The organism is Occallatibacter riparius (genome assembly GCF_025264625.1).
Classification (GTDB): domain Bacteria; phylum Acidobacteriota; class Terriglobia; order Terriglobales; family Acidobacteriaceae; genus Telmatobacter; species Telmatobacter riparius.
The window spans coordinates 969,316-994,614 of the sequence record NZ_CP093313.1 but is presented as its reverse complement, the minus strand read 5'-3'; the positions used below and the strand labels follow the sequence as shown (position 1 = coordinate 994,614).

At 58.2% G+C, this 25,299-nt stretch carries 22 protein-coding genes, 1 tRNA gene and 1 riboswitch; of the genes, 15 read left to right on the top strand and 8 right to left on the bottom strand.

Features of this window, described 5'->3' with window-relative positions; genetic code table 11:
* Positions 1-119: 119 nt before the first annotated feature.
* Together MOP44_RS03985 and MOP44_RS03980 are read right to left on the bottom strand one after the other, a co-directional pair.
* Positions 120-728: a hypothetical protein gene (locus MOP44_RS03985; RefSeq protein WP_260794617.1), complete on the bottom strand. Its 609-nt coding sequence runs from the start codon at positions 726-728 to the stop codon at positions 120-122.
* Positions 729-815: 87 nt separating this feature from the next.
* Positions 816-1,397 carry a sigma factor-like helix-turn-helix DNA-binding protein gene (locus MOP44_RS03980; protein ID WP_260794616.1) on the bottom strand — a complete coding sequence of 194 codons (582 nt, stop codon included), beginning with the start codon at positions 1,395-1,397 and terminating at the stop codon, positions 816-818.
* 569 nt (positions 1,398-1,966) lie between these two features.
* On the opposite strand from MOP44_RS03980, the gene MOP44_RS27975 reads away from it, so the two are divergent.
* Together MOP44_RS27975 and MOP44_RS03975 are read left to right on the top strand one after the other, a co-directional pair.
* A complete protein-coding gene (locus tag MOP44_RS27975) occupies positions 1,967-2,188 on the top strand; it encodes a helix-turn-helix domain-containing protein (protein ID WP_390905466.1) in 222 nt (73 codons plus the stop codon).
* Positions 2,189-2,389: 201 nt separating this feature from the next.
* A complete protein-coding gene (locus tag MOP44_RS03975) occupies positions 2,390-3,634 on the top strand; it encodes a tyrosine-type recombinase/integrase (RefSeq protein WP_260794615.1) in 1,245 nt (414 codons plus the stop codon).
* A gap of 14 nt (positions 3,635-3,648) precedes the next feature.
* On the opposite strand, the gene MOP44_RS03970 is transcribed toward MOP44_RS03975, so the two are convergent.
* Positions 3,649-3,726: transfer RNA gene (locus MOP44_RS03970), tRNA-Glu, on the bottom strand.
* A gap of 537 nt (positions 3,727-4,263) precedes the next feature.
* Between MOP44_RS03970 and MOP44_RS03965 the strand changes: the two genes are divergently transcribed.
* Positions 4,264-5,352 carry an efflux RND transporter periplasmic adaptor subunit gene (locus MOP44_RS03965; protein ID WP_260794614.1) on the top strand — a complete coding sequence of 363 codons (1,089 nt, stop codon included), beginning with the start codon at positions 4,264-4,266 and terminating at the stop codon, positions 5,350-5,352.
* Between the two features lie 105 nt (positions 5,353-5,457).
* A complete protein-coding gene (locus tag MOP44_RS03960) occupies positions 5,458-8,643 on the top strand; it encodes an efflux RND transporter permease subunit (RefSeq protein WP_260794613.1) in 3,186 nt (1,061 codons plus the stop codon).
* A gap of 10 nt (positions 8,644-8,653) precedes the next feature.
* Here the strand turns inward: MOP44_RS03960 and MOP44_RS03955 are convergent, their stop codons facing one another.
* Positions 8,654-8,965, bottom strand: a complete 312-nt coding sequence (locus MOP44_RS03955; RefSeq protein ID WP_260794612.1) for a ComEA family DNA-binding protein — start codon at positions 8,963-8,965, stop codon at positions 8,654-8,656.
* Between the two features lie 95 nt (positions 8,966-9,060).
* Here MOP44_RS03955 and MOP44_RS03950 point away from each other — a divergent pair, with 95 nt between their 5' ends.
* The 10 genes from MOP44_RS03950 to MOP44_RS03905 all read left to right on the top strand — a co-directional run bounded on the left by MOP44_RS03950 (position 9,061) and on the right by MOP44_RS03905 (position 18,705).
* A complete protein-coding gene (locus MOP44_RS03950) occupies positions 9,061-10,923 on the top strand; it encodes a mechanosensitive ion channel domain-containing protein (protein ID WP_260794611.1) in 1,863 nt (620 codons plus the stop codon).
* A gap of 202 nt (positions 10,924-11,125) precedes the next feature.
* Positions 11,126-11,494 carry a phosphoribosyl-AMP cyclohydrolase gene (gene hisI / locus MOP44_RS03945; RefSeq protein WP_260796607.1) on the top strand — a complete coding sequence of 123 codons (369 nt, stop codon included), beginning with the start codon at positions 11,126-11,128 and terminating at the stop codon, positions 11,492-11,494.
* Positions 11,487-12,359, top strand: a complete 873-nt coding sequence (gene hisG, locus MOP44_RS03940) for an ATP phosphoribosyltransferase (protein ID WP_260794610.1) — start codon at positions 11,487-11,489, stop codon at positions 12,357-12,359. The genes hisI and hisG overlap by 8 nt, the downstream gene beginning before the upstream one ends.
* Before the next feature lie 15 nt (positions 12,360-12,374).
* A complete protein-coding gene (gene hisD, locus MOP44_RS03935) occupies positions 12,375-13,664 on the top strand; it encodes a histidinol dehydrogenase (RefSeq protein WP_260794609.1) in 1,290 nt (429 codons plus the stop codon).
* Entirely contained in the window at positions 13,657-14,757 is a 1,101-nt protein-coding gene (gene hisC, locus MOP44_RS03930; RefSeq protein ID WP_260794608.1) for a histidinol-phosphate transaminase, read from the top strand. Before hisD ends, hisC begins: the two co-directional genes overlap by 8 nt.
* The gene (gene hisB / locus MOP44_RS03925; RefSeq protein WP_260794607.1) at positions 14,754-15,389 is read left to right on the top strand and encodes an imidazoleglycerol-phosphate dehydratase HisB; all 636 of its coding nucleotides are present in this window, start codon (positions 14,754-14,756) and stop codon (positions 15,387-15,389) included. Before hisC ends, hisB begins: the two co-directional genes overlap by 4 nt.
* Complete coding sequence (hisH, locus tag MOP44_RS03920) at positions 15,389-16,009, top strand: imidazole glycerol phosphate synthase subunit HisH (RefSeq protein WP_260794606.1); 621 nt, start codon at positions 15,389-15,391, stop codon at positions 16,007-16,009. The genes hisB and hisH overlap by 1 nt, the downstream gene beginning before the upstream one ends.
* Positions 16,003-16,782, top strand: a complete 780-nt coding sequence (hisF, locus tag MOP44_RS03915; protein ID WP_260794605.1) for an imidazole glycerol phosphate synthase subunit HisF — start codon at positions 16,003-16,005, stop codon at positions 16,780-16,782. Before hisH ends, hisF begins: the two co-directional genes overlap by 7 nt.
* Positions 16,776-17,450 carry a 1-(5-phosphoribosyl)-5-[(5-phosphoribosylamino)methylideneamino]imidazole-4-carboxamide isomerase gene (locus tag MOP44_RS03910; RefSeq protein WP_260794604.1) on the top strand — a complete coding sequence of 225 codons (675 nt, stop codon included), beginning with the start codon at positions 16,776-16,778 and terminating at the stop codon, positions 17,448-17,450. The genes hisF and MOP44_RS03910 overlap by 7 nt, the downstream gene beginning before the upstream one ends.
* 79 nt (positions 17,451-17,529) lie before the next feature.
* Entirely contained in the window at positions 17,530-18,705 is a 1,176-nt protein-coding gene (locus tag MOP44_RS03905) for a pyridoxal phosphate-dependent aminotransferase (RefSeq protein WP_260794603.1), read from the top strand.
* A 9-nt stretch (positions 18,706-18,714) separates the two neighbouring features.
* Here the strand turns inward: MOP44_RS03905 and MOP44_RS03900 are convergent, their stop codons facing one another.
* Positions 18,715-19,854, bottom strand: coding sequence for an FUSC family protein (locus tag MOP44_RS03900; RefSeq protein WP_260794602.1), 1,140 nt, complete (start codon positions 19,852-19,854; stop codon positions 18,715-18,717).
* Positions 19,855-19,955: 101 nt separating this feature from the next.
* On the opposite strand from MOP44_RS03900, the gene MOP44_RS03895 reads away from it, so the two are divergent.
* The gene (locus MOP44_RS03895) at positions 19,956-20,927 is read left to right on the top strand and encodes an NAD(P)-dependent oxidoreductase (protein ID WP_260794601.1); all 972 of its coding nucleotides are present in this window, start codon (positions 19,956-19,958) and stop codon (positions 20,925-20,927) included.
* An 8-nt stretch (positions 20,928-20,935) separates the two neighbouring features.
* Here MOP44_RS03895 and pnuC read toward each other — a convergent pair whose 3' ends face one another.
* From pnuC to MOP44_RS03880, 3 genes are read right to left on the bottom strand one after another with little or no spacing between them, the layout of a single operon-like run.
* Entirely contained in the window at positions 20,936-21,526 is a 591-nt protein-coding gene (gene pnuC, locus MOP44_RS03890; RefSeq protein ID WP_260794600.1) for a nicotinamide riboside transporter PnuC, read from the bottom strand.
* Positions 21,523-22,704, bottom strand: a complete 1,182-nt coding sequence (locus MOP44_RS03885; protein ID WP_260794599.1) for a phosphotransferase enzyme family protein — start codon at positions 22,702-22,704, stop codon at positions 21,523-21,525. The genes pnuC and MOP44_RS03885 overlap by 4 nt, the downstream gene beginning before the upstream one ends.
* An 18-nt stretch (positions 22,705-22,722) precedes the next feature.
* A complete protein-coding gene (locus tag MOP44_RS03880) occupies positions 22,723-24,939 on the bottom strand; it encodes a TonB-dependent siderophore receptor (RefSeq protein WP_260794597.1) in 2,217 nt (738 codons plus the stop codon).
* Positions 24,940-25,191: 252 nt separating this feature from the next.
* A riboswitch (TPP riboswitch) is annotated at positions 25,192-25,286 on the bottom strand.
* Between the last annotated feature and the right edge of the window lie 13 nt (positions 25,287-25,299).

Sequence of the window (25,299 nt, the reverse complement as noted above, 5' to 3'; positions counted from 1 at the left end):
AGGCCGATGCAGCATTGAACATTCGACCTGATCTCTCCACCGCACTTGCGATGCACGCGATTGTCATTCGGACAAGTCTGCGGCCCGATGCAGCTGCTTTTGAAAGCACCTTCCTGTCTTCAATGCCCCCGCACATTCAGCGGGTAGTAGTAGGTCCCGTTATCGCTTTCTCGCACGGTGGCCAGGAAATATGATCCAGCGGGTGCCCGTCGCAAATCGAGCGGAACCTCCAAAACCAATCGCGGACCATCGGCTACAGTTTTCCCGCTACCGCGAGCAGCAATCGCCGTCCCGGCCTTATCCTTTGACACCGCAACGACGTAGTTTCCGGGATCACTGAACCGCGGCAGAATCAACCTGAGATGCACAAGCGCTGAAGGCAGCGAAACCGCCTCCAGCGGACTCGGTTCGCTTCCGCCGCGCGGAGTCCCATGATTGTAGAGATCGATGGTCCGGTCCACCGCCGCCAGTTGGCCGGCTTGCTTCTGTGTCCCGCTTTCTGCGGATTGCGGCAACTGCTTCCTGAGCAGCGCCCTTGATCCGTAAACCCCCAGGGCGATCACGAGACAGGCCGCAAGTCCCCACGCAAGCACCTTCAGTCGCGTCGCACGAGCCGCGTCAGCTTCCGCTTTGAAGCTGCGGAACTCCGCGAAGCATGGCGAGCAAGTAGCGAGGTGCAGCCGCGCCGGGTGATTTGGCGGCAGGCGATTCTCCGCGATGTCCCGCAAGGTTTTCTCGTCAGGACAGCCCTCCCGCTGCGGGTTCGGATTTGCTTCGAGAAAGAATTGTCGGATCGATTTCACTCTGGACTCGGCTCACCAAATCTTAAAGTTAAATGTTCGTGGTCGAGGCATTTTTTCGTCTTTTTCGTTGCCTTCATTGTCGGTCCCGGAAAGTATCGCCGCCATCCTGTCTCTTGCGCGCTGGATGCCTTTTGCGGCGGCCGCATAGCTGATGTTGAACGCCTGGGCGATCTCCTTAGCGCCGAGATCCTGTTCGAGTAGGACGAGAATCTGCCGGTCACGTTCACTCAATCGAGCCTTTATCTCGGAAAACAGCAGGTTCATCTCCGTGACAGAAGCAGTCTTGCGCCTGGGTCCCTTCACGCGATCCAGGTCGTCCGGTCCAACTGCGATTTCGACAACCGGGTGCGCCCGATACCACTCTTGCAGTTTCCCCGTTAATGCCGCGAACGCGTATCGCCTCGGAAAAACGATCTGGTCCAGGTGCCGGCACATCCCTACGGCCACCGATTCCGCCAAGCCGGCGAGCACGGCTTGATCCATATGCCGATATTCCCGGATGGCCCAGCGGTACGCGCTCTCAACCGCAACTCGTACTTGAGAAGGGGCAGGGGCACCGTGTTCGTCGACCAGATGAAGAAGGGTTGCTGCCATAAATCGCCCGAAGCTTGAACGGAAAAAAGAAATGAATGATCGGGTGTCAAACTATCGAACGATCGAACAGCTATGAGAGTGAAAGAACTTTAGCCCCTGAAAGCGCCAAGAGTGTTAGACCGTTTGACGCAGTTCAGGAACCGCGAGTTGGTTCGAGCGCCGGGCAGCGCGCACAGGAGACCCATCCCCCCATGGCATACCTGATCGAGCGAAAGAGCCAGACCATTTTTGTTACAGGAACGTCAATCGTAGCCAATGGAAAGCCGCGAGAGATGACCGTAGAAAGCCGCCCTGAATACGCCCTAATCCAGTTATCGGGAGTGCGCGAGGCCCTGCCAGTCCCATGGGAGGAGGTCTACCAGGCGGCGATGCGTAGGCACAAGGCGAATCTTCGACTGGAGCAGGAGGCCAGGCGCAGGGCAGATCGTTCGAAACACTCAAATGGGAGAGCAAAATGAACACTGCGACCCCGCTCCTCTTGCTGTTCAGAGAGCATTGTGGCACGCTTGTATTGAAATGTGCATTTCTATAACGAGATCGAAAACTTCTCACCAGATGGGAGCGACTTCATGGCGGCCGAGAGACTCAGAAGCGTGGCAGTGAGCCTTGAACCGTACGTAGATTCAACTGTGGCTGGAGAGTTTTTGGGACTACACCCTGTGACTGTGATGCGGCTCGCACGAGAGGGCCATCTTCCGGGACATCCAGTCCGCAACGCAAAGAGGCGGCAGTGGCGATTCCTCTTGTCGGAGCTGAGCAAATGGCTTGCCCGGCGGTCGGGTGATGAGTAGCAGATCATCAAGTGCCTGATCCAGAACGGGATTCTGAACTCCGATCGAGATGAGGTCTTTCTGCGGCTTAGCTCTTCAGGGTACAGTTGTGTCTATCGATGCGTTCTGCGCCCTCAGCGGAAGGAGGATGGTTTGAGGAAGGCGCGGAAACAAAATGGTTCCTTATATTTGGACGTCAACGGGAGCAAACTCCCCGTGTGGATGTTCAGTTGGTTTCACATCATGCCTACAGGCAAACGCGTTCGCCGCAAGAGGCAGGTAGGCACCCTTGACCAGTACAAGACCGAAGCTGCTGCCGAACGGGCAGTGCGAAGTTGGCGACTGGCCATCAACTCAAATGAAGCTCATGCATTTAGCGGAATCACCGTGCAGGATCTGATCGATCATTTTCGTCTCAAGGAGCTTGACAGCTCTGGCGAGCAGGGACGGGCGTGGTCCACGCGAAACCGCTACGAGACTTACCTCAAGAAGTGGATCGAACCGAGGTGGGGAAAGCACGAACTTGCTGCAATCAAAACTCCGATGGTGGAGGAATGGTTGGAGCAGCTTCAACCCATGAAACAGGTCTCGCCAGCAGAGTGCACAGAACAAGGACGGGGTAAGAAAAGAACGCCGCTTGCCCCTGGGACGAAGGCCAAGATCCGTAACATCATGGGTGTGCTTTTCAATCACGCAATGCGCTGGGAGTTCACTGATCGAAATCCGATCAAGGGCCTCACGCGAGGAGCCGGTGTTCGCCAAAGCTCCAAGCGAGTCTCTGTGCCTGACATTTTGGACATTTCAGAAATGCAGGACATTCTTGCGCAGCTTCTATCGCGAGACCGGACTCTGGTGTTGTTAAGCATGGTGACAGGGCTTCGTCGTGGTGAACTCGCCGGGCTAAAGTGGCAGGACATCGATTTTGAGAATATGCAAATCGATGTTCAGAGGTCAGTCGTTGACCAGGTTGTTGGTCGATGCAAGACCGAAGCATCGCAGAAGCCCGTGCCCATCGACGAATACACAATGGGTGATCTATTCGCTTGGTTTCGCGAAACGCCATTTCGCGAGCCCGAGGATTGGGTCTTTGCCACGAACAGTAGTCGAGCTGGGAACAAGCGTGGGAAACAGCCGCTGTGGCTTTCAACCGTTATGCGTTACCACATCGATCCTGTTGTACGGAACCTGGGCATTCAAAAGCGAGTCGGTTGGCACACTTTCCGGCGCACTTACGCGACTCTTCTCAAAGCGAACGGGGAGGACGTCAAGGTTGTGCAGGAATTGCTTCGCCACGGATCAAGCAGAGTCACTTTGGACATCTACGCTCAGGCGCAGATGCCGGCAAAACGAGCCGCGCAACAGAAGGTTGTTGAGATGGTGCGTAAGCCAGCAACCGAGGTGACGGCTCAACCGGCGATTAACTGCTCCCCAAAATGCTCCGCAGAAAAACTGGAGAAAATCGTTTAAGTTATTGATTTAATTGGCGTCCCCGACGGGATTTGAACCCGTGTTATCGCCGTGAAAGGGCGGTGTCCTAGGCCGGGCTAGACGACGGGGACGCTTGAGTTGGGCAGGAGAACCGAGGATCCCACCGGTATGCGCTCTTGAGCGGCCTGGAATCAGGCCGGCTGGCACGGAACGCCCTACTCAAAGGCTACCAATTCAGGGCGGGTGTGTCAAAGTTGCCGAGGTTCATATCGGGCGGCCACCAAAGCGGATGATGCTGGTCCGTTTTGCAACGCGAGCGGTGCTGGGGCCTCTTGCCATCACCTTGCGATCGGCGAAGTCCGCTTAGGTTTAGGGGACGATTCGAGCCTGCAAGCCACAGTGTCGCAACTATCGAGCATCGCGGTACGTATCCAATAGCAGAGCTTGATCTTGCTTGAACTGGAACATGCTGAGGGTCTCGGGCCTGGATCTTCCGGCCTGGCCAGTAGCGGCGACTGCACATCCACGAAGCCGATCTGCAACTGAATCACGGCGCTCCAAGAGGATTTTTGCGACAATAATCCTTTCGGCTGAATCGAATCAAGAGCTCAATCTAAAAGGTTTTCCCTGGCCTTGAATCAGAGGGAAGAAGCCTTGGCGAGGACATCGTGTTAAGACGCTTAGCAGGGATTGGTTGTGTTGTTGTGGCACTGGCCGCGGTGGGATGCAAGCAGAAGGCGGCGCCTGTAGCCGCGCAGAGTGGAATGCAGGCCATGCCGGTGCAGACCGTCGCTGTGACGATGCAGCCGGTTCCGCAGAGCAGCGAGTACGTGGGGACGATCAAGTCTCGTCGCAGCGCCACTTTGCAGCCGCAGGTGGATGGCCGGCTGACTGGAATTACTGTCAAGTCGGGCGACCGGGTGAAGTCCGGGCAGGTGATGATGACGATCGATCCGCTGCACCAGCAGGCTTCAGTGGACACGCAGCAGGCGACTGAGCGGCAGAAAAAGGCGATGTACGACTACAACACGGCGCAACTCGATCGGCAGAAGAAACTGTTTGAGGCCGGGATCATCAGCCGTGAGCTTTTCGATCAGGCGCAGCAGGCGTACGACAACTCGAAGGCTGACTATGAGTCGGCTGTGGCCTCGCGCAAGACGCAGGAAGAGCAACTGGCGTACTACACGATTCGCGCGCCCTTCGATGGGATCGTCGGAGACGTTCCCGTGCACGTGGGCGATTATGTTTCGAGTACTACCGTTCTGACGACCGTGGATGAGAACAAAGACCTCGAAGCGTACATCTATATCCCTACGGAGCGCGCCGGGCAACTGCGCCCCGGGCTGGAAGTGAATGTGATGGACACCAACGGCAATCAATTGGAGAAGACATCGATCGACTTCATATCGCCGCAGGTGGACAACTCTCTGCAGGGCATCCTGGTGAAGGCTCCGGTTCATTTCGGGCGGGAGAAGCTGCGCAACTCGCAGTTAGTAAAGGTGCAGGTGGTCTGGAATACGGCTCCGACAGCAGTTGTGCCGGTGCTAGCGGTGATGCGACAGGGTGGGCAGCCGTTCGTCTTTGTAGCGCGTGAGCAGGGCGGGAAGTATCTCGCCGCGCAGACGCCGGTTACCCTTGGTGACACGGTTGGAAACAACTATGCGGTCACCTCCGGGCTGCAATCCGGCGAGAAGGTCATCGTGTCGAGCACGCAATTCCTGACGAACGGAGCGCCGGTCATTCTGATTCCCGGATAAGCGGGCGCGTAAGAGCAAGCGCGATGTCGTACTCATGGGCGCCGAAAGGGTCGCGCCTTTTTGGTGAGTGAGCGCGTTGAACGCAAGAGGGAAGGAAGGCATAGCTTGTTTGTAGATTTCTTTATTCACCGGCCCGTATTCGCTACAGTGTGCGCGCTAATGATCATTCTTGGGGGCGCGGTTTGTATTCCCACGCTGCCGGTGGCGATGTATCCGACTCTGGCGCCTCCGCAGGTTTCCGTGGTGACCAATTATGTTGGCGCAAATGCCGACACGGTAGAGAAGGCCGTCACCATTCCGCTGGAAGAAGCGATCAACGGTGTGGAGGGCATGCGCTATATCAGTTCCTCAAGCACCAACAGCGGCACCAGCGAGATCACGATCACATTTCAGACCGGCTACAGCCTCGATATCGCCGCCGTCGACGTGCAGAACCGCGTGGCAGGTGTCCAGGGGCGTCTGCCGGCCGCCGTAAACCAGACCGGTATCAGCATCATCAAGGCCAACACAAACTTTGTATTTGGCGCCGGATTTTTCAGTCGCGACCCGCGCTACCAGTACACGAACGAATTCATCTCGAACTACCTCGATGTGTACATCAAAGACGCGCTCAAGCGCGTTCCTGGGGTTGGCGATGTAATGATCTTCGGCGAGCGCAAGTACGCCATGCGGGTATGGCTCGATCCGGTCCGGCTTGCGACGAGGAGTCTCACAGCGAGCGACGTGCTGAATGCCCTGCAGGAACAGAACGTGGAGATTCCCGCAGGTCAGCTGGGTCAGCCTCCTGCTGATACAAAGCAAGCATTTCAGATTCCGGTGCGCGTGATCGGCCGACTCAGCGATCCGGCACAGTTCGACAACATCATCATCAAGAACTCGCCCAACGGTCTGGTTCAGCTCAAGGATGTAGGGCATTCGGTCGTAGGCGCCGAAGACTACAGCTCGATGCTCAAGTACAACGGCATGGTTGCCATGGGCTTCGGCGTTCAGCAGTTGTCCAACGCCAACGCCCTCGACGTGGACGCAAAGTGCAGGGCTGTGCTGGAGCAGTTGAAGAAGAGTTTCCCGCCGGGACTTGAGTATGCCATCGCGTTTGACTCGACCACCGCGGTTGGCGATTCGATCCGGGAGGTGTTGATCACACTTGGCGAGGCCATCGCCATTGTCATCGTGGTGATCTTCCTCTTTCTTCTCGACTGGCGTGCCACGATCATTCCGGCGGCCACAATTCCGGTTTCGCTGATCGGGACATTCGCCTTCGTGAAGCTGTTCGGATTCTCAGTCAACACTCTCACTCTCTTCGGAATCACGCTGGCAACAGGGCTAGTTGTCGACGACGCTATCGTGGTGATTGAAAACGTGCAGCGCCACATCCACCTTGAACACTCTGACCCGCATGAAGCTACTTCGCGCGCCATGAGCGAAGTCACCAGCGCAGTTATCGCCACATCGCTGGTGCTCATCGCGGTGTTCGTTCCGGTATCGTTCTTCCCGGGAACAACGGGCATTCTGTATCGTCAGTTCTCGCTCACCATCGCTTTCTCCATCGCGATCTCGGCGTTCAACGCACTGACACTCTCGCCGGCTCTCTCGGCATTGTTTCTCCGCGGCGAGGAAGAACGCCCACATCAGTTGGATTTCCTTCACATTCGTCCGCTCTCTCGCATGTTTGCCGCTTTCATTCATGGGGCAGACGCGACCATCGATTGGATGGGAAAGACCTATGCGCGCTCGATTCATTACGCGCTGAGGCTGCGCTATCTTTTGCTGCTCCTGTTCTTTGTCGGCATTGGCGCGACCATTTGGATGTACAAGCAGGTTCCGACGGGGTTCATCCCGCAGGAAGACCAAGGGTTCCTCATGGTCATCGTGCAGGCGCCGCCGGGATCATCTATGCAGTACACGAGCAATCTGGCAGATATAGCTGGGGGGATCATTGCCCAGGATAAGGACATCGCCGGAGCGTTTTCCGTGATAGGGTTCAGCTTCGCCGGGAACGCTTCAAACGCCGGGATGATGTTTATTTCCACGACACCCTCAGATAAGCGACTCGGCAAGGGACACGCCACTGCCGACATTGTTGCCCGCATCAATCCCAAGCTCCAGATGCTCATGTTTGCTCCTAATGGCGGCATTGTGCAGATGATTCAGCCTCCCGCTGTTCAGGGAGTGGGAAGTCTCGGCGGGTTCCAGTTCATGCTCCAGGATCAGGGCAAGAACACGCTGTCGGATTTGGACAGGGTCGCCCACACCCTTGTTGGTGCGAGCCGCGCGCGTGGAGACATCCGGGATCTATTCACAGGTTTCTCGGCCAACGATCCCCAGGTCCTTGTAACCATCGATCGCGTGAAGGCGAAGGCAATGAACATTCCCCTCTCGCAGATCACGTCGACGCTGAGCGTTTTCATGGGCTCGGCGTATGTCAACGATTTCGACTTCAATAACCGGACGTACCGCGTCTACGTGCAGGCCGATCAGCCATTCCGCATGAGTGCGGCCAATTTGCACAATTTCTATGTGCGATCTGACTCAGGGCAAATGGTGGCACTCGACAACCTGGTGACGGTCGCCAACAGCTCTGGTCCGCCGGTAATCAGTCACTACAACTTGTTCCGCTCAGTCGAAATCGATGGGAACGCGGCGCCCGGCTACAGTTCGGGGCAAGCTATTGCGGGTATGGAAGACTTGGCGAAGAAGGTGATGCTGCCAGGAATGACATATCAGTGGACCGGCCTCACCCTCGATGAAATTGAATCGAGCGGCAAGGCTCTGGTGATCTTCGGCCTCGGTATTCTCGTCGTGTATTTGACGCTTTCGGCGCAATACGAGAGCTTCGCGCTGCCTTTCATCATTCTGCTTGCGGTTCCAATGGCTGTGCTGGGCGCGTTGGGCCTGGTTTCTTTCCGGGGGTATTCGAACGACGTCTACTGCCAGATCGGTCTTGTGATGCTGATCGGGCTATCGGCGAAGAACTCGATTCTGATTGTGGAGTTCGCCGAGCAGTTGCGCGCGAAAGGCCGCTCCATTGCGGAGGCGGCGATCGAGGCTGGTGAGCTTCGTCTGCGGCCGATCCTGATGACCTCGTTCGCCTTCATTCTGGGCATTCTGCCTCTGGTGTTCGCCACCGGCGCCGGTTCGCTCGGCAGGCGTTCCGTGGGAACGACGATTGTGGGCGGAATGGTACTTTCCACTGTTCTGAACCTGTTCTTCATCCCGACGCTCTACGTGATTCTGAGCACGCTGTTGGGTTCGAAGACGCGAAGCACGACGAAGAAGATGGCGCACGCGTGATGCGTGTGCGTCACTGCTTCTTATCTTGATGGGCGATGATGTGATCCCTGATGCGTTTGTAAACATCGAGGGGCATGACTCCGTTCTGCACCAAGTCGAGTTTTGTCCGGTAGGGCCTGTAGCGCACGATGCGCTCGGCCCATGACCGCGTCATTCCGGGGACCTGGAGGAGCTGTTCCAAGTTGGCGTGATTGATATCAACGAGGTCCTCCGCTGACGACGGTTTGCTTGCAGTGTCCGTAAAGGCGGCGCGCGCTGGCGCCTGGGGCGTGGCGCAGGGCACCATGAGTAGGAGGGCGGTGATCGCCAGGATTCTGTGCACTGATTATTCTGCTTCCTTGTAGTCTGGCGCGCAAGCGCAGGCTGATTGTTGCATTTTGCAGGAACACCTACCGAAAGACCTGTGACAATGGCGATATGAGTAATTTGTCGCCCGACCGTTCGGCCCAGAAGGAAAAGAATTCGCATTTCCTCAGCCGTACCCAGGTTGTGATTCTTGGCGTCATCGGGTTGCTGCTCGCCATCTGTGTTTCATCGGCGTGGTTTACGCAGGATTCAGTGGGGAAGCTCCCGTCCTCAGCGGGAAGCACGAAGGGACGGGGTGCCACGCCCAAGGCGATCGTCGATGTTAGCTCGTGGCAAACTGCCGAAGCCCTGGCGCAACTCGCCTACAGCGCCGAAGAAAAAGACTACGCCGAGCAGGCGGAGCGATTGGCAGATCACTCGGTGGACCAGGCGTTTGCTGCCGCGATTCGCGTAGCCACGCTAAGCGCGCAGAACCGCCAGTTGACAGGCGACGCGAAGGCTGTCGCCGACCGAATTGATCAGTTGCAGCTTCAGGTTGCGCAGGACCAGTCCGCTGTTAAGCAACTCGCTGCAGCCCGGGCCGGTACCAAGTCAGGGGCCGAGGATGCGGACGACACCGATCTTCAGGTGGCGAAAGCGCAGCTTCAGCTCGATTCTGACGAGCTTTCTGACGCGCAGGAGGACCTTGCTCGCGCAACGGGGGATGAGCGGCCTCAGATCCAGAGCGAGTTGTCAGCGCACGAAGCGCAGATGAAAAGCTACGACAACCAGACGCAGGCGCCTGGGCAGCTTGCGGCTTTGTCTGTGGGCCAGTACGGCACGCTTGCTCGCAGAGTGGGTGCGTGGAATCGGCAACGAACACGGGCACAATTGCTTGACCAGGCAGGAAAACAGGCTGAGTCCAACGTCCGCGCACTCTCTGCGATGCACAATGCGCTCGAAACGAAAGCCGGCGCGGCTGGGAATGGGACGGCTCCGGCACAGGATCAGGCCTCCCGGCTTGCACGGCTGCAGAGCCGAAGCATAGAGCGCCAACTGCTCAGCATCTACGACGATCGAATTCAAACCGAGCAGCAGCTTGCGAATGTGTACAAAAAGTGGGGAGCGCATTTGCAGGTCCAGCATCGCATTGTGCTGCATCTCATTTTCAAGTCGCTGGCATGGGTTCTCGCGATGGGAGCCTGCATGGTAATTGCGATTGCCGTGCTCCGGCGCGCCATGGAACACCCGTTGCTGGATGTTCGGCAGCGGCATACGCTTCGGAGCATCCTAGAGCTGTGTATTCAGATCATCGGAGCAGTGTGCATTCTCCTGGTGATCTTTGGTCCGCCTCGACAACTCGGCGCGATGCTGGGCCTTGGGACAGCGGCGCTCACTGTGGCGCTTCAGGATTTCATCCTCGCATTTTTTGGCTGGTTCATTCTCATCGGCAAAAAGGGTATGCGTGTCGGCGACATTGTTGAGATCGATGGCGTCGGTGGAGAGGTTCTGGAGATTGGCTTGATGTCTACCACGCTCCTCGAGACTGGAACGCTGGCCGAGCAGGGATATCCCACCGGACGGCGTGTGACCTTCATGAACAGCTTTGCCGTCAAGCACAAATACTTCAATTTCTCCTCGACGAGCCAATGGATGTGGGACCAGTTCGATGTCGCCCTTCCTTCAACGGAGAAGACGCACCTGCGTGCGGAACAGATTCTGGGTGTACTCACGGAGGCAACGGCTGGGGACGTACAACTCGCTGAACGAGAGTGGCGTGGAGCGCGAGTCCCAGGCCTCACCGACACTCGGGCATTGCCTTCAGTTAACCTTCGTCCTTCGGGGAATGAATTCAAGTTGCAGGTGCATTACATCACGCGCGCCTCCGATCGGTTCGAGACGCGTAATCGCTTGTACCAGCGTGTAATTGACTTGCTGCAGATGCCTCTTGATTCGACCACTGGCGCACAATCAGGATCGGCGAGGCGTTCCTAGGTACTAGGAAAGTATTTGACACATGTGGCGTTGTGCCATTATGGTCAAAAGCAGATGCAGATCCGCCACCATCACGGCCATCACCACCATCATGGACATTCCATGCCGGCGGACTGCTATGGCCTGATCTAGGCCCACCAGATCTAAGAATCACCCAGCCCGCCGGCAACCAGCCAGCGGGCTTTTTCGTGCTCTAATTCCAATCCAAAGCGAGACAGCAGACATGATCGATTTTGAAAAGATGGACGGCCTGGCGCCGGGAATTGTGCAGGATGCGCGGACCGGCGAAGTATTGATGCTGGGCTTCCTCAATCCCACCAGCTACGCGAAGACACTTGAAACCGGCTTCGTTACCTTCTGGAGCCGCACACGCCAGAAGCTGTGGATGAAGGGCGAGAGCAGCGGTAATCGCTTGCGCGTTATCTCCGCTTCGACTGATTGCGACAACGACACGCTGCTGTTTCGCGTGGAAGTGGAAGGCGATGGCCTGGTCTGCCACGAAGGCACAGTGAGTTGCTTCACGCGTCCTATCGAGGTTGGTTCGAATGCGCAGGAGGTCGGCAATGCCTAAGCTTCGTTTGGGAATTCCCAAAGGCAGCCTGCAGGAAGCGACCATCGCTCTTTTCAAGCGGGCAGGGTGGAACATCTACGCGGATGGCCGTTCGTATTTCCCATCCATCGACGACAGCGAGATCGAGTGCATGCTGATCCGCGCGCAGGAGATGGCAAGGTATGTCGATCACGGCGTGCTCGATGCCGGGCTGACCGGAATTGATTGGGTGGTGGAGAGCGGTCTCGACGTCGCGAGCGTTACGTCGCTCACTTATGCCAAGCAGAGCCGCCGGAAGGTGCGTTGGGTGCTGGCGGTGCCCGAGAACAGCGGATTTGAAAAGGCTGAGGACCTCGAGGGCAAGATCATCGCCACAGAGCTTGTGGAAGTGAGCAAGCGCTACTTCGCAGATCGCGGCGTAAACGTGAAGGTCGAATTCAGCTGGGGCGCGACTGAAGTGAAGCCGCCCATGCTCGCGGACGCGATTGTTGAGGTCACAGAGACCGGCAGCTCGCTCAAGGCGAATCACCTCAAGATCATCGACACGGTGCTGGAGAGCGAGACGCACCTGATCGCCAGCAAGTCGGCTCTTGCTGATGATTGGAAGCGCAACAAGATCGATTCCATCGCGCTCATGCTGCGCGGCGCCATTGATGCGCAGTCGCAGGTGGGGCTCATGCTCAACGTCAAGCGGTCCGATCTGGATGCTGTGCTCTCGGTGCTCCCCGCGCTGAACTCACCGACGGTTTCGCAGTTGAGCGACTCGGAGTGGGTCGCGGTGAACACAATCCTGGATGAGCGCATGGCGCGCAACGTGATTCCTCGCCTCAAGGCTGCAAACGCTACGGGCATCGTCGAATACCCATTGAACAAGGTCGTGCTCTAGCACAGCGGAGGCAAGATGAAGCTGATTCGCACATTCGGGCGAAGCAGACAATCGGCGGCCGAGTTGATCGCGACGCTCGAAGTGCGTGGGGGTGCTGCGCTCGATACGGTGATGCCCGCCGTGAGCCGCATTGTCTCGTCGGTCCGAAACCAGGGCGATCGCGCTTTGCTGCGCTATGGTCGCGAGTTCGATGGCTTGCCTGGCGCTGAATCACTTCGCGTCACGCGCGAAGAGATGGCGGAGGCATGGGAGCGCATCGAGCCCGCTCTCAGAACGGCACTGAGCACGGCCGCGGAACAGATCCGCAGCTTTGCCGAGAAGCAGATGCCGCAGTCGTGGACTGAAACATCCGCCGACGGGTTGACCAGAGGCCAAGTCGTCAGGCCGATCGGAGCGGTTGGATGCTACGTTCCCAGCGGGCGGCACCCCTTACCCTCAACCTTGCTGATGACAGCGATACCGGCACAGGTCGCGGGCGTTCCGCGGGTTGTGGCCATATCGCCTCGCCCGGCGGTTGAAGCTTTGGCTGCCGCGCATCTGCTGGGCATCTCGGAGTTCTACCGCATTGGTGGGGCGCATGGAATTGCGGCTCTCGCTTATGGCACTGCGTCCATCCCGCGGGTCGAAAAAATCGTGGGGCCGGGCAATCTCTACGTCACGGCGGCAAAACGAACGGTTGCGTTCGACTGTGCGATTGACATGCTTGCTGGGCCGACAGAAATCGTTGTCACCAGTGAAAAGGGCCGGCCCGCTGAGATAGCTTCCGATCTCGTCGCGCAGGCCGAGCACGATCCCGAGGCGCTGGCCATCTTCATCACCTCACGCGAAGAGCTTGCCCGGACAGTGATGACGGAAGTAAAGGATCGCGCGAGGAGTAATCCCGTTGCGAAAGAGTCTCTGCAAAGGAATGGCGTGGTTCTCCTCACAGCGACACCGGCTGAGGCTCGCGATCTAACAAACAGGATCGCACCCGAGCATCTCACCGTCGATTCTTTTGCTGATCTCTCATGGGTTCAGAGCGCGGGTTCGGTGTTCGTGGGCCGCTGGTCGGCGCAACCAATGGGTGATTACATCTCCGGGCCGAACCACACTCTGCCCACGGGCGGCATGGCGCGTGTTCGCGGTGGCCTCAGCGTGAATGACTTTGTGAAGCTGATTACGGTGCAGGAGTACACATCCGCCTCAATGCGCGAGCTTGGACCGGAGGCATTTCTACTCGCGCGGGCTGAAGGCCTGGTTGGGCACGCAGAGGCGATTCTGGTGAGACTATCGAAGCCCCGGAAATCGAGGAGTTCCAATGGGTGACGTAACCGCAACTGCCGGGCCTCAACCTCGAGCACGTGTCCAAGCCATGAAGGAGTATCATCCTCCGCTTGGCTGCCGCGATGCTCTGCGGCTGGATTTCAACGAAAATACAATCGCGTGTTCACCGGCAGTGCGCGAAGTGCTGAGCCAGATTTCGGCAGGCGACCTCACGCGCTATCCAGAGCGTGAAACTGTCGAAGCGCAGGTCGCCCAACATCTGCGCGTTACGCCGGAGCAAGTTCTTCTCACAAATGGCGTGGATGAAGCCATACACGTACTGTTCCAAACATTCCTGGATTCCGGCGATGAGTTGCTGCTGCCTGTGCCGACGTACACGATGTACGAGGTGTATGCATCTGCAACGGACGCGAGGATCGTAACCGTGCAGGCCGGCGATGACCTGGTGTTTCCATTCAAGGCATTGCTAGATGGGATCTCGCCACGTACGAAAGTGATTGCGCTTGCCAACCCCAACAGCCCCTCCGGCAGTGTGATTACGCGTGAACAGATCATAACCATAGCTCAGCGAGCGCCGCACGCGGTGATTCTCGTGGACGAAGCTTACTTCCACTTCTACGGCGAGACAGCTATCGACCTTCTCAATTCGATACCGAACCTCGTGGTTGCGCGTACGTTCTCGAAGGCCTACGGCCTTGCCGGCCTGCGCGTAGGGGTTCTGGCGGGATCAGCGGAGCAGATGAAGTGGATGCGCCGTGTGATCTCTCCCTACAGCGTGAATTCCGTTGCTCTTGCGTGTATTCCGGCTGCATTGAACGACACCGATTATCTGAACTGGTATGTCGGAGAGGTCCTTGCTGCTCGAAAGGAGTTTGAGTCTGCTATCGACGCAGCCGGGCTTCGCAGATGGTCGAGCCAGGCCAATTTTGTGCTTGCTTATATAGGATCGGAACACCGCGATTTTGTTCGCCGAATGAACTCCGCCGGGGTGCTGGTGCGCGACAGGAGCAACGATCCCGGCTGTGATGGCTGTGTTCGCGTCACGATCGGCACGCGCGAACAGATGCGGCTCGCTGCAGAGGTTCTCAAAGAGGTGATCGGCCTGATGCGCAACGGCAAGGAGAAGGAAGCATGACGACGAAGAAGAGTCCCGCTTCGGCACCCAAAACGCAAACGGCCCTGCGCTCCGCTCAGTTTGAGCGCAATACGACGGAGACGCGCATCGCGATCCAACTCACAATCGAGGGCAGCGGCCGGTACGAGGTCGGCACGGGCATTCGTTTCTTCGACCACATGCTCGAGCTGTTTACGCGTCACGGAGCTTTCGACCTGACGCTCAAATGCGATGGCGATCTCGACGTGGATCAGCATCACACGGTTGAGGACGTGGGTATCGCTTTGGGTGAAGCATTTGATCGCGCACTCGGCGACAAGCGCGGGATATTGAGGGCTGGCTACTTCCTCATGCCGATGGATGAGACGCTCGCTATCGCGGCCGTTGATCTGAGTGGCCGTGCCGCGTTCGCAGTCGATAGCAAAGTGCGGACACGACTCGTGGGCGATCTACAGACGGAGTTGGTGACGGATTTCTTCGAGGGATTTGCGCGTGGGGCACGGGCCAACGTGCATGTCAAAACAATGTACGGGCGGTCAAATCATCATAAGATCGAAGCCATCTTCAAGGCGTTCGCGCGTGCGATGCGCGTTGCATGCAGCCGCGACAAACAACTCGGCGAGATGTTGCCATCGACGAAGGGCCTGCTCTGATGCGCGTCACTGTCATTGACTACAAGGCCGGGAACCTCACCTCGGTGGTGAAGGCGTTGCGCCACCTGGGTGCAGACGTCGAGGTGACTGACCACGATCTCTCGATGATCGGCTCTGCGGAACGGCTCGTCCTTCCGGGGGTTGGCCACTTCTCTGCGACCCGGCTTCTGGATGCGACAGGTATGACTTCCGCAATTCGTGCTGCGGTTGATCGTGCAGTTCCTTTCCTTGGTATTTGCGTCGGCATGCAGTGGCTCTATGCTGGATCGACGGAAGCGCCGGAGTGTCTTGGCCTGAGCCATTTCTCCGGGTCGTGCGAACGCTTCCGCGAGTGTGGACAGAAAGTTCCCCACGTTGGATGGAATGCAATCACTCCGCGCATCGGATCACGGCTTCTCGCCGGCGTCGCGGCCGGAGAACACGTTTACTTTACGCATTCTTACCGCGCGCCTATCTCTGCCGATACGTGCGCCGTCACTAACTACATTGACGACTTCGCGGCCGCCGTCGAACGTGACAACGTGATGGGCGTCCAGTTTCATCCGGAAAAGTCGTCCGCAACCGGCCTTCGCATCTTGCGCAATTTTCTTGATTGGACTCCGAACGGAGAAGCATGCTGACCAAACGCATTATCGCCTGCCTCGACGTTCACGCTGGACGCGTGGTGAAAGGCGTGCAGTTCGTCGATCTCGTGGACGCCGGTGACCCTGCCGCTCTTGCGGCCCGTCACGCGCAGGAAGGCGCGGATGAGATCGTGCTGCTCGATATTACGGCTACCCATGAGGGGCGGAAGACGTTGCTCGATACAGTTCAGCGAACTGCGCGCGAACTCTTCGTCCCGTTTACTGTCGGGGGAGGTATTCGGACTGCCTCCGATGCGGAACAGGTGTTCGAAGCAGGGGCAGACAAGGTCAGCATCAATTCCGCGGCACTGGCGAACCCATCGCTGATTGAGTCGATAGGCCGGAGTTTCGGTGCACAGGCGGTGGTCGTTGCGATCGATGCGCGGCGGGACCCAGCTGCCGCGGATCCTGTTCGGAATGCGCAGGTGTTTGTGCAAGGCGGGCGCAAGCCCTCAGGACGTCGTGTAGTTGAGTGGGCGCGCGAAGCCGAAGCGCGGGGTGCAGGCGAGATCCTACTTACCTCGATGGATTCGGACGGAACGCGCAACGGATTCGATTGCGAGCTGACGGCCGCGGTGAGTGAATCGGTAAGCATTCCGGTCATCGCATCGGGCGGCGCAGGAACGGTTGCGCACTTTGCAGATGTGTTTGCGCGCGGCAAGGCTGATGCGGCTTTGGCCGCGAGCATCTTCCATTTCGGCGTGTCCAGCGCCAGATCGCTCAAGCAAGAACTTGCCGCTTCAGGAGTTCCAGTGAGGTTGCCATGCTGATTCCATCTATCGATCTGCTCGGCGGACGTATTGTTCAATTGGTCCAAGGCGAGAAGCTCCGCCTGGCTTTCGACGACTTTGAATACTGGATCCGGAAGTTTTCTCGTTTCCCGCTCGTGCAGCTCATCGATCTGGATGCCGCTATGCGGTCCGGTGATAATTCGGAACTCGTGAAGCGGATTGCGCGGCGCCTGCCATGTCAGGTTGGAGGAGGTATTCACTCCATTGAACGCGCGCGACACGTGCTGGAAAACGGCGCCAGGCGCGTCATCATCGGTTCGGCACTTTTCTCTGTTTCAGGTGTTAACTCCGGCTTTGCGTCAGAGTTGTCAGACGCGGTCGGGTCAGAACATCTGGTGGCGGGCATCGACACCAAGGGGGGGCGCATTGCGGTCAAAGGCTGGAAGGAGCAGGTCGCCTTTACGGCTGACGAGGCGATTCCGCAATTGGAGCCGTTCGTCTCATCCTTTCTCTACACGCATGTGGATGGAGAAGGCCTCATGGGCGGCTTCCCAATCGAGACAGCCCGACGCCTGCGTGGCCTGACGCAGCGACACCTCATCGTGGCAGGCGGAATTAGAAGTCAGCAGGAGATCGATACGCTGGATGCGCTGCACGTTGACGCCGTGGCCGGAATGGCAGTTTACACCGAAGTGCTTGCCGTGTAGATTTGCTTTCGCTCGGAAAGCAGGCGCCGGTCTGCGGCGTGGACTATGCTGAGTTGGGGCTTTGGAGGATGCTACAGGCATGACGGTTAGGCGGCAGAACGGAATTCGATTGGCCAAGCGGCTGGATGAAGTTGGATTCTCCGACATCGTGCAGATTCGCAACAAGGTGATGTCGATGCGCGCTGAAGGGCTGCAGGTGCACGCCCTGCATGGCGGCGAGCCGTTTTTCGAGACGCCAGATGACATTAAATTCGCGGCAGTGCGCGCGCTGGTGGCGAACCAGACCCACTATGCTCCGTCGTCTGGTCTGCCGCCGCTGCGCCAAGCGCTTGTTGACAAACTCGCATTCAAGAACAGCATTCAAGTTACGGCGGATGAGGTGCTGGTCACAGTTGGTGGTTCTCAGGCGCTATATGGGGCGTTTCAGAGCGTGCTTGATCCGGGGGACGACGCCCTGGTTTTCTCGCCCTATTGGACGCCCATCGGTGACCTGGTGACCGGCGCCCAGGCGCGCCCGCTGTCGGTCCCCACCATTACGGCGCGCCGCAATGGCGTACGCAAAACGCTGGAGCAGTTCTCCACGCCGCGTGTTCGCGCCATTTACTACAACACTCCGCAGAACCCGAGCGGCCTGGTGTTCACACGTTCTGAAGCGGAAGAAGTGGCCGCCTTTGCACGCGAGCGCGACCTGATCGTGATCGCCGATGAAGCATACGAGGACCTGGTGTATGACGGCGAGCATGTCTCGATCGCATCATTGCCCGGGATGCTTGAGCGCACGATCACCTGCTTCACGTTTTCGAAGACGTATGCGATGACGGGGTGGCGCGCGGGTTACGCGGTTGCGAAGGAGCCCTTCATGACCGCGCTGCGGAAGATTATTCTATATTCCACCAACGGAGTCGCTACGCCCGTGCAGCACGCGATGCTTCAGGCGCTCACTACGTCCGAGTCCGTCATTGGCGCGCGCCGCGAGGAATACCGCAAGAGACGGGACATCCTGATTGCCGGTCTGAACGACGTCGGGCTCGAATGCGATCCGCCGGCCGGCGCCTTTTATGCTTTCCCGCTTACGGAGAAGATCGACAAGAACAGCCGCAAGGCGGCGCAGATCTTGCTTGAGAAAGCACACATCGCCACCATTCCTGGCTCGGTTTTTGGAGCGCAGGGAGAGGGCCATCTTCGCTTCGGTTATGCAATCCCAGTCAAAGAGATTGAGAACTGCGTCGAAGCTCTCCGAGCATTCTTTCGCTGAGCTTCTCAACTAAGAATTGCTGACCTGCGATTCTCCAATGGCCTGGCTGGTATCGACACGCGCAGCTCGGAGAAGGCGCGCAAGCTGCTTTAGATGGAGTTGAACCGCATAGCCGCGCAGAATCTCGGCCTGCGAGAAGCTGATGCCTTTCGGCCGTAACTCGGCCATGCGCGTCTCGAGTTGCGCAATGTCATCTTCAAGATGCAGGTTGGGCGGCGGAATGTGAAATCGCCACTTGTGAATGCACCCCGCTACATAGTGAAATCCGGCGTGGATGTCCGCTGCGAGCTTTCCCAGGACAGGCTCCAGCTGTTCGGCATATCCATCATCGGAGCTTCCTCGCACCGCGATCTCCAGGGCGACAAGCGAGTCGAAGATCGATTGCCCTGAGCGCGTGAGAATCGCGAGTCCTTCGCGCCATCCCGGGCCGCCCGAGGGCTCATTGCGCGATGCATGCAGCAGTTGATTGTTCGCGCGAAGGGAGGCGAGAGCGTCCTGACGCAGGTCATCCAGATTGCCTGCTGCCGATCCACGGAAGCCCTGAAGAATGGCTTCGAAAAAGTGTCCTAGGACGAGAAACTCCTGGGCCAGTCCATCACGCAGAGCAACGCGCGCGCGGTCCGGGAGTATCAGAGTAGCGACGAGGAGGGCCACGATGATTCCGAGGACCACCTGCAGGACGCGATCGAATGCGATTGCCTTGTGAGAGCTTGACTGAACCAGCATCACGATCGTGATCGTCACTCCGGCAAGTCGGGAACTGCTGCGAAAACCGAGCAGACCGCAGATGGCGATCGCAATGAAAACGGCGATTATGTAGTTCCAAGGCAGCGTGCCGAACAGAGAAAATGTGAACCCCAGTACGGCGCCGATTAGGGTCCCGAGGATACGATCTCTCGATGCCGTGATGGTCGCCCCGAAGTTCGATTGCAGCACGATTATTGCGCTGATCGCTCCCCAGTAGCCGTCGTGGAGTCCGAATCGAAGTGCGAGCCACCAGCAGAGAGTTGCCGCAAGCGCCGTCTTCGTTGCGTGGATCAGCAGCCGTTTGCGCTCCCACGTCAGCAGGCCGCTCTGCATCGCGGTTCCGACGCCCAGTTTCAGCGCTAGCTCCTGTTGCGACCATGTTTTATCTGTCTTCAGGCGCATGGTTCTGAATCAACTCCCCGACTCCCGAATGGCGCTTTCATTCATAATCGCATTGGAGCGCGGGCGAACCAAACCGCTGGCGCGGACCTATAGCATTAGATATGCGCGTAGGATTTCCCGCCACCGTCGACTCAACGCTCCTTGACCTGTTGCCGACCGGGATTGAACTCATCCCGCTGAACGATGGGCTGGATCATGAAATTGAAATCGATGTCTGGATCCCCGATCCCTACCCAACGCGAGCGCTGCGCATCTGGCCTCACCTGAAAGGCGTTCGACTCATTCTCTCTCTTATGGCGGGCACAGACTGGATCACGGATAAGGCGGGCCCGGACGTTACCGTGTGCAATGCGCGTGCCGCCCACAATGTGTCCACGGCGGAATGGACGATCTCCGCGATCCTTGCGATGCTGAAGCAATTTCCACTATTTCTAGGGCTTCAAAGGTCCGCGGACTGGCGGGGCCGCAAAGAGGCGACGGTGGGGTACGAGCGCATCACCGGCGATGCGCGCCATCTTCACCCGCCGGTAATGCTCGAGGAACTCACAGGTAAGCGAGTGCTGCTCGTCGGTTACGGCGCGATAGGAACAGAGATTGAGCGCATGCTTGCGCCGTTCCATGTCGATCTGGTGCGAGTAGCGCGCCGCCCTCGAATTGAGCCACTTGTCCATTCGGTTAAGCATTTTGATCAGCTTCTTCCAGATGCCGAGATCATCATTCTCATCCTGCCTTTGAATGACGCGTCACGCGGCTTAGTGGGCCCGCGCCAGTTGGCTCTGATGCGGCAAGGCGCCTTGCTGGTGAATGCCGCGCGAGGGGCGATTGTTCAAACGGAGGCGCTTTTGGCCGCGCTTAATGAAGGTAGGATTCGTGCAGCACTCGATGTCACCCACCCCGAACCCCTACCACACGATCACCCGCTTTGGCGCTGCCCTAATCTGCTCATCACTCCGCACGTGGCTGGATCGAGCCCGCAATTTGCGCCGCGCGCCATGAAAGTCGCTGCCGAAGAACTCAAACGCTATCTGAATGGCGAGCCGCTGCAGAATGTTGTTCAGTACGCCGGGGAATAACGGATAGGTTAGGTGGTCTCCTCTTGAGGTGCGCGACGCCACTCGATGAGTCCGAGGATCGCAAGTCCCACCAACCCCGCATAGAGCACAGCAGTCGGCCACAGGTCCTTGTAGATGTACTCGCCGATGTATAAGACATCGACCACGATCCATAGCCACCAATTCGCAATATGCTTGCGGGCCTGCCACCAGCTTGCCACCAGGCTGAAGCTCGCCAGTGATGCGTCGAGATAGGGAAGCGCTGCGTTGAAGCGCTTTGCAATCGCTGCGAGCACGAACGTTCCCGCAATTCCAGCCGCGATCGCGATTGCGCTGTTCAGCCAGGGAAGCGGAGCCACACGCACTGTGCCTTCTTGCCGGACTCCACGCCACCAGTTCCACCAGCCGTAAACAGTGAAAACGACGAAAAAGACTTGCAGGAGCGCGTCCGAGAGCAGCTTCGCCTGATAGAACACGACGAGATAGAGAACATCGGCGGCCAGAATTACCGGCCAGCACCACAAAGTGCGTCGCGTTGTGAGCCAAATGCCGAGCCCCGTTGTTATCCAACCGGCGAGTTCGATCCAATGCGCCACAAGATAGTGCGTCACTACGGTCATCCTCGGTGCACCTCACGCTTTGGCTCTTTTATGGCTGCCCAATTACGCAAGGCTTTTAGCACCTGCTCGCCTGGCCCGCACCACCATCGCGCATGGCTCACCAGATAACCTTCACAAGCCATGTAAGCTTTCTCCCGGGAATGTAACACGCTGAGGAAGTAGTCGGTTTCCGACAGCGCGAACTCTGCATGACAAAGAGCAAGCATTGGGGCCAGCGCGGCACGCTCAGCTTTCGAGAGCGAGCGAACTGTCTCGTATCCCTCGATCAAGGCCCACAGATGATCCATATGAACCGGCACGCTTTCTGGGTTCGCCGGATCGTTCACCAGCGAGAGCCATTCGACAACACTTCGCTCGATGGCATGCGCCAGATCGTGCAGAGCATTCGTGCGATCGCACAGTCCGAAATCGATTACGGCGGTCGCCTTCGCTGTCGGACCCTCGTCACTCCAGAAGAGGTTTGAGCCGTGCAGGTCGTTATGCGTCCAGAGAGGCTGCAAAGAAGGCAGCAACGGCGCGAGTTCCGCATAAAACGGAGCGAGCAAATCGATAGCTTCGTGTGCGCAGCCGGTTTGAGCTAGATACTGCTGCAGCGCCGGCCGCACGGTTACATACTCGTCCAACTTGCGAGTTGCATTCTCGCCGGCGAAGATCGTGAAACCCGCAACCAGATGCCGCGATTGCCTTACTGGAGCGTCGTACTCTTCAGCGGCGAGATGCAGCCGCGCCATCGTCTCGCCTACCGATCGTGCATGCTCTGAGGACCGAAACGGAGTCCACGAGATCGCATCCTCATAGGCGTCCACTCCATGAGGTATTGCGTGCACTTCGTAGGTCCAGCCACCCGCTTCGATGACCGTATCACCCGAGTCGCAGATCAGCACTTTAGGCACCGGTGCTCCATGCGCGCGGAGATGAGCCACGAACCGATGCTCTTCGCGCAAGCCCTCCGCACCACGGACGAGCCGCGCATGACGCTTGACGAACACGCGCCCGCTGCGGCTTGCAACCACACTCGCTGCGGACAAAGGACGGGGGCTCATGCTGACGATCTTGTAGGGGCCTTGTAGCTCCGGGTACCGCGAGAGCACGGAATCGATCTCATGCGGCGACAAGGGCGCCCAGTCAGGCTCAACTAGGGAGCCGTCTAGTCCATGCACCTTGATTTCCGTATTCAACGTTGCGGGCTCCTTGAATCAAAACGTGTAGTGTGCCGAAAGCCGGACAGTCGCCGGAGCTCCCAGGTGTATGAAAGTGTCGCCGAGGCTCGCTCCCGTATCCTTCCAGTAGCGCTTGTTCGCGATGTTATCGGCGTACAGTCGGAGCGTCATGTGGCCCTGTTCGCCTCCGGGAGTGTAGCGCGCGCCAAGATTGAAGAGGTTGAATCCGGGCACGCTGACAGCGTCATCGCGCGTGGCTTCCTTGCTTGCGCAGTATCCCCAGCCGGGCATCAGGTAGAACCCGCGCATATGCGGAACAGCTACGTCCGCGAACAGCGCCGTGCGCACGCGCGGCGCGTTGATTACCTGCTTGTTATCGAATTCCGGCGTGCCCGTATCCTGTGACTCCGCGTGGATGGCAGCAACCGATGCATTCAGCTTGATCCAGTTTGCGGCCTTGCCTTCGACGCTGAACTCCGCGCCACTGTGTGTCTCGTGGCCCTGCGACACGAAGCAGAGCGTGCCCGGCCCGAAGAAGTAGTCTTCCGTACACTGCCCTTCTTCTGCCGCGATCGTCTTCGGATAGAAGAACGGCGCGCGCATGTGGAATCCTGCAACGCTCAGCAAGATCTTCTGATTGGGTTCGTACTTCGCTCCTGCTTCGACCTGGCGCGTGAAGTAGGGCTCCAGGAACTGGCTACCGTTATCCACCCACCAAGGAGCCTGCGGCCCAAGCGAGAGCATCGCGGTATAGGTTCCATAGAGCATCAGGCGGGTCACCGGCGTAAAGCTCACCGCGTATTGCGGCAGCCACACCGGCCGATCAGTGTTCGTTGGCGCCGCCGCGGGGTCCGTCGCACCTAGCGAGTAGTTATGGTCGCGCAGCCACGTTTCCCGTCCACCCACATTTACCTGAATTCGCCCAGGCAAGTGAAGGCGATCCGCGACCATCAACGCCGTCTGGTGATGGTCCTCCCAGAGACGCCGCGGGCCTGCCTGTTGCGTTATGCCGTTCTCGTTGGTCGCCCAGTGAAACGGCTCGATGGGTTGGTAAATGTTCTCCTGCCCGATATAGCTGTAGACCGCGCCATCCTGCACGACACCGTCCGGCGACACTGGAGTCTCAGCTGAGAAATAACCCGGCATCTGCACGCTTCGACGGAACAGCTCAACACCTCCGGCGAGATCATGCTGTATTGCGCCGGTGTGCCATTGGCCTGTAACTACAGACTCAGCCTGAGCATCGATGCGCAGTTCGCCGGGATTGCGGTAGTCGTAGATGCCGTATGTTCCGTCTGGACAGAAGAAGTAATAGGGCGCGTCCGGGGCGTCCGGGCATGCAACGTTACCCTGGTCGTCATACGGAACGCCGTAAGGATAGACGACGTTGTCATCGATCAAAGAATGGCTGAAGCTCGCCGCCCCGAAGACATGCCACTCCCCAGGAAGGTCGTAATCGAACCGTGCTCCGGTGTTGTAAGTGTCAAAGGTGTTCGGCTTCGCCCACGGCTGAAAGCCAAGCATCGTTGACGGATAGATTCGGTTTAGGTCCGGAAGCGTGTCGCCGCCCAGCAGTTGATACCCGGAAACAGACCGCTCCACCTTGTGCTGGTATTCGAAATCGCCCTTCAGAATAGCCTTGGGAGTAATCTTCCAATCAGCAGAGCCTGCGCCCATGGCACGCCAGCCATCGGCGCCATTCACGTAGCTCTGGATGCTCTCGCCTGCAAGGTTCAGCCGCGCGCCGACCTGCTTCTCTTTGCCGAAGAACTGCCCGAAGTCGGCCGCCCCAAAGGCGCTTCCGCGATGATCGGTGGCCATGTCCATCGCCTTTACCAGCGCCGGACGCTTGGTCACATATCCGATCACTCCACCGCCTGAGGTGACCCCGCTCTCTACACCGGAGATGCCCTTCAGGATCTCAACACGCTCCTTGTTCTCGAGTGGAACGTCCTGCTCACCTGCGATGGTCATTCCGTTGATCTGCAGCCCAGTGGCCAGATCGATCGGAAACCCACGGATCTGGAAATCGCCGTAATAACCAACGGGAGCATAGTCCTCACCGACGGACGCATCGTTCTTCACTACGTCTGCCAGTGTGCGAGCGCCCTGATCGCTGAGGAGTTCGCGCGTAACGACGGAGATCGAGAGCGGTGTTTCGGCAAGCGGAGCATTGTCCAGCGTGCCCGTGGTGATCGCGTTCGAGAGATAGTCGTCCTTCACATCTTCATGAACCACTACCGTCGTTGTCACGCGCGGAAGTGGCAGCTGCGAATGTTGATTTGCGCTGCTGGATGCGGCAGAGGGAGTTGGACTGGGAGTCTGCGGCGCTTCCGCCTGTCCAATAGCACCCTTCGGCCCCCCGATAGAGCACGCGAGCACGCAACCGGCAAGCAAGCAAAGATGCAATTTCGATTTGGAGGGAGCAGAACGTGCAGACTGGCCAGGCATGGAATCCTCTTGTTTGAACTACTGAAACAAGAGCGCCCGTACTGCAGACCTTGAAGAAGACCTTCGGAAACTTCCCACGCCGGTATTATCCGGATCGGGTTCGAGGGTATTTCTCAGCCCCGCACCGCGGAGCACCCCTGTTTCAATTAACTCAATTGGAAC

Bases quoted from the DNA above. Each gene is read 5' to 3' on its own strand.
- MOP44_RS03980 (WP_260794616.1), bottom strand. From the start codon at position 1,397: ATGGCAGCAACCCTTCTTCATCTGGTCGACGAACACGGTGCCCCTGCC.
- MOP44_RS27975 (WP_390905466.1), top strand. From the start codon at position 1,967: ATGGCGGCCGAGAGACTCAGAAGCGTGGCAGTGAGCCTTGAACCGTAC.
- MOP44_RS03975 (WP_260794615.1), top strand. From the start codon at position 2,390: ATGTTCAGTTGGTTTCACATCATGCCTACAGGCAAACGCGTTCGCCGC.
- MOP44_RS03950 (WP_260794611.1), top strand. From the start codon at position 9,061: ATGAGTAATTTGTCGCCCGACCGTTCGGCCCAGAAGGAAAAGAATTCG.
- hisG (WP_260794610.1), top strand. From the start codon at position 11,487: ATGCCTAAGCTTCGTTTGGGAATTCCCAAAGGCAGCCTGCAGGAAGCG.
- hisD (WP_260794609.1), top strand. From the start codon at position 12,375: ATGAAGCTGATTCGCACATTCGGGCGAAGCAGACAATCGGCGGCCGAG.
- hisC (WP_260794608.1), top strand. From the start codon at position 13,657: ATGGGTGACGTAACCGCAACTGCCGGGCCTCAACCTCGAGCACGTGTC.
- hisB (WP_260794607.1), top strand. From the start codon at position 14,754: ATGACGACGAAGAAGAGTCCCGCTTCGGCACCCAAAACGCAAACGGCC.
- hisH (WP_260794606.1), top strand. From the start codon at position 15,389: ATGCGCGTCACTGTCATTGACTACAAGGCCGGGAACCTCACCTCGGTG.
- hisF (WP_260794605.1), top strand. From the start codon at position 16,003: ATGCTGACCAAACGCATTATCGCCTGCCTCGACGTTCACGCTGGACGC.
- MOP44_RS03910 (WP_260794604.1), top strand. From the start codon at position 16,776: ATGCTGATTCCATCTATCGATCTGCTCGGCGGACGTATTGTTCAATTG.
- MOP44_RS03905 (WP_260794603.1), top strand. From the start codon at position 17,530: ATGACGGTTAGGCGGCAGAACGGAATTCGATTGGCCAAGCGGCTGGAT.
- MOP44_RS03900 (WP_260794602.1), bottom strand. From the start codon at position 19,854: ATGCGCCTGAAGACAGATAAAACATGGTCGCAACAGGAGCTAGCGCTG.
- MOP44_RS03895 (WP_260794601.1), top strand. From the start codon at position 19,956: ATGCGCGTAGGATTTCCCGCCACCGTCGACTCAACGCTCCTTGACCTG.
- pnuC (WP_260794600.1), bottom strand. From the start codon at position 21,526: ATGACCGTAGTGACGCACTATCTTGTGGCGCATTGGATCGAACTCGCC.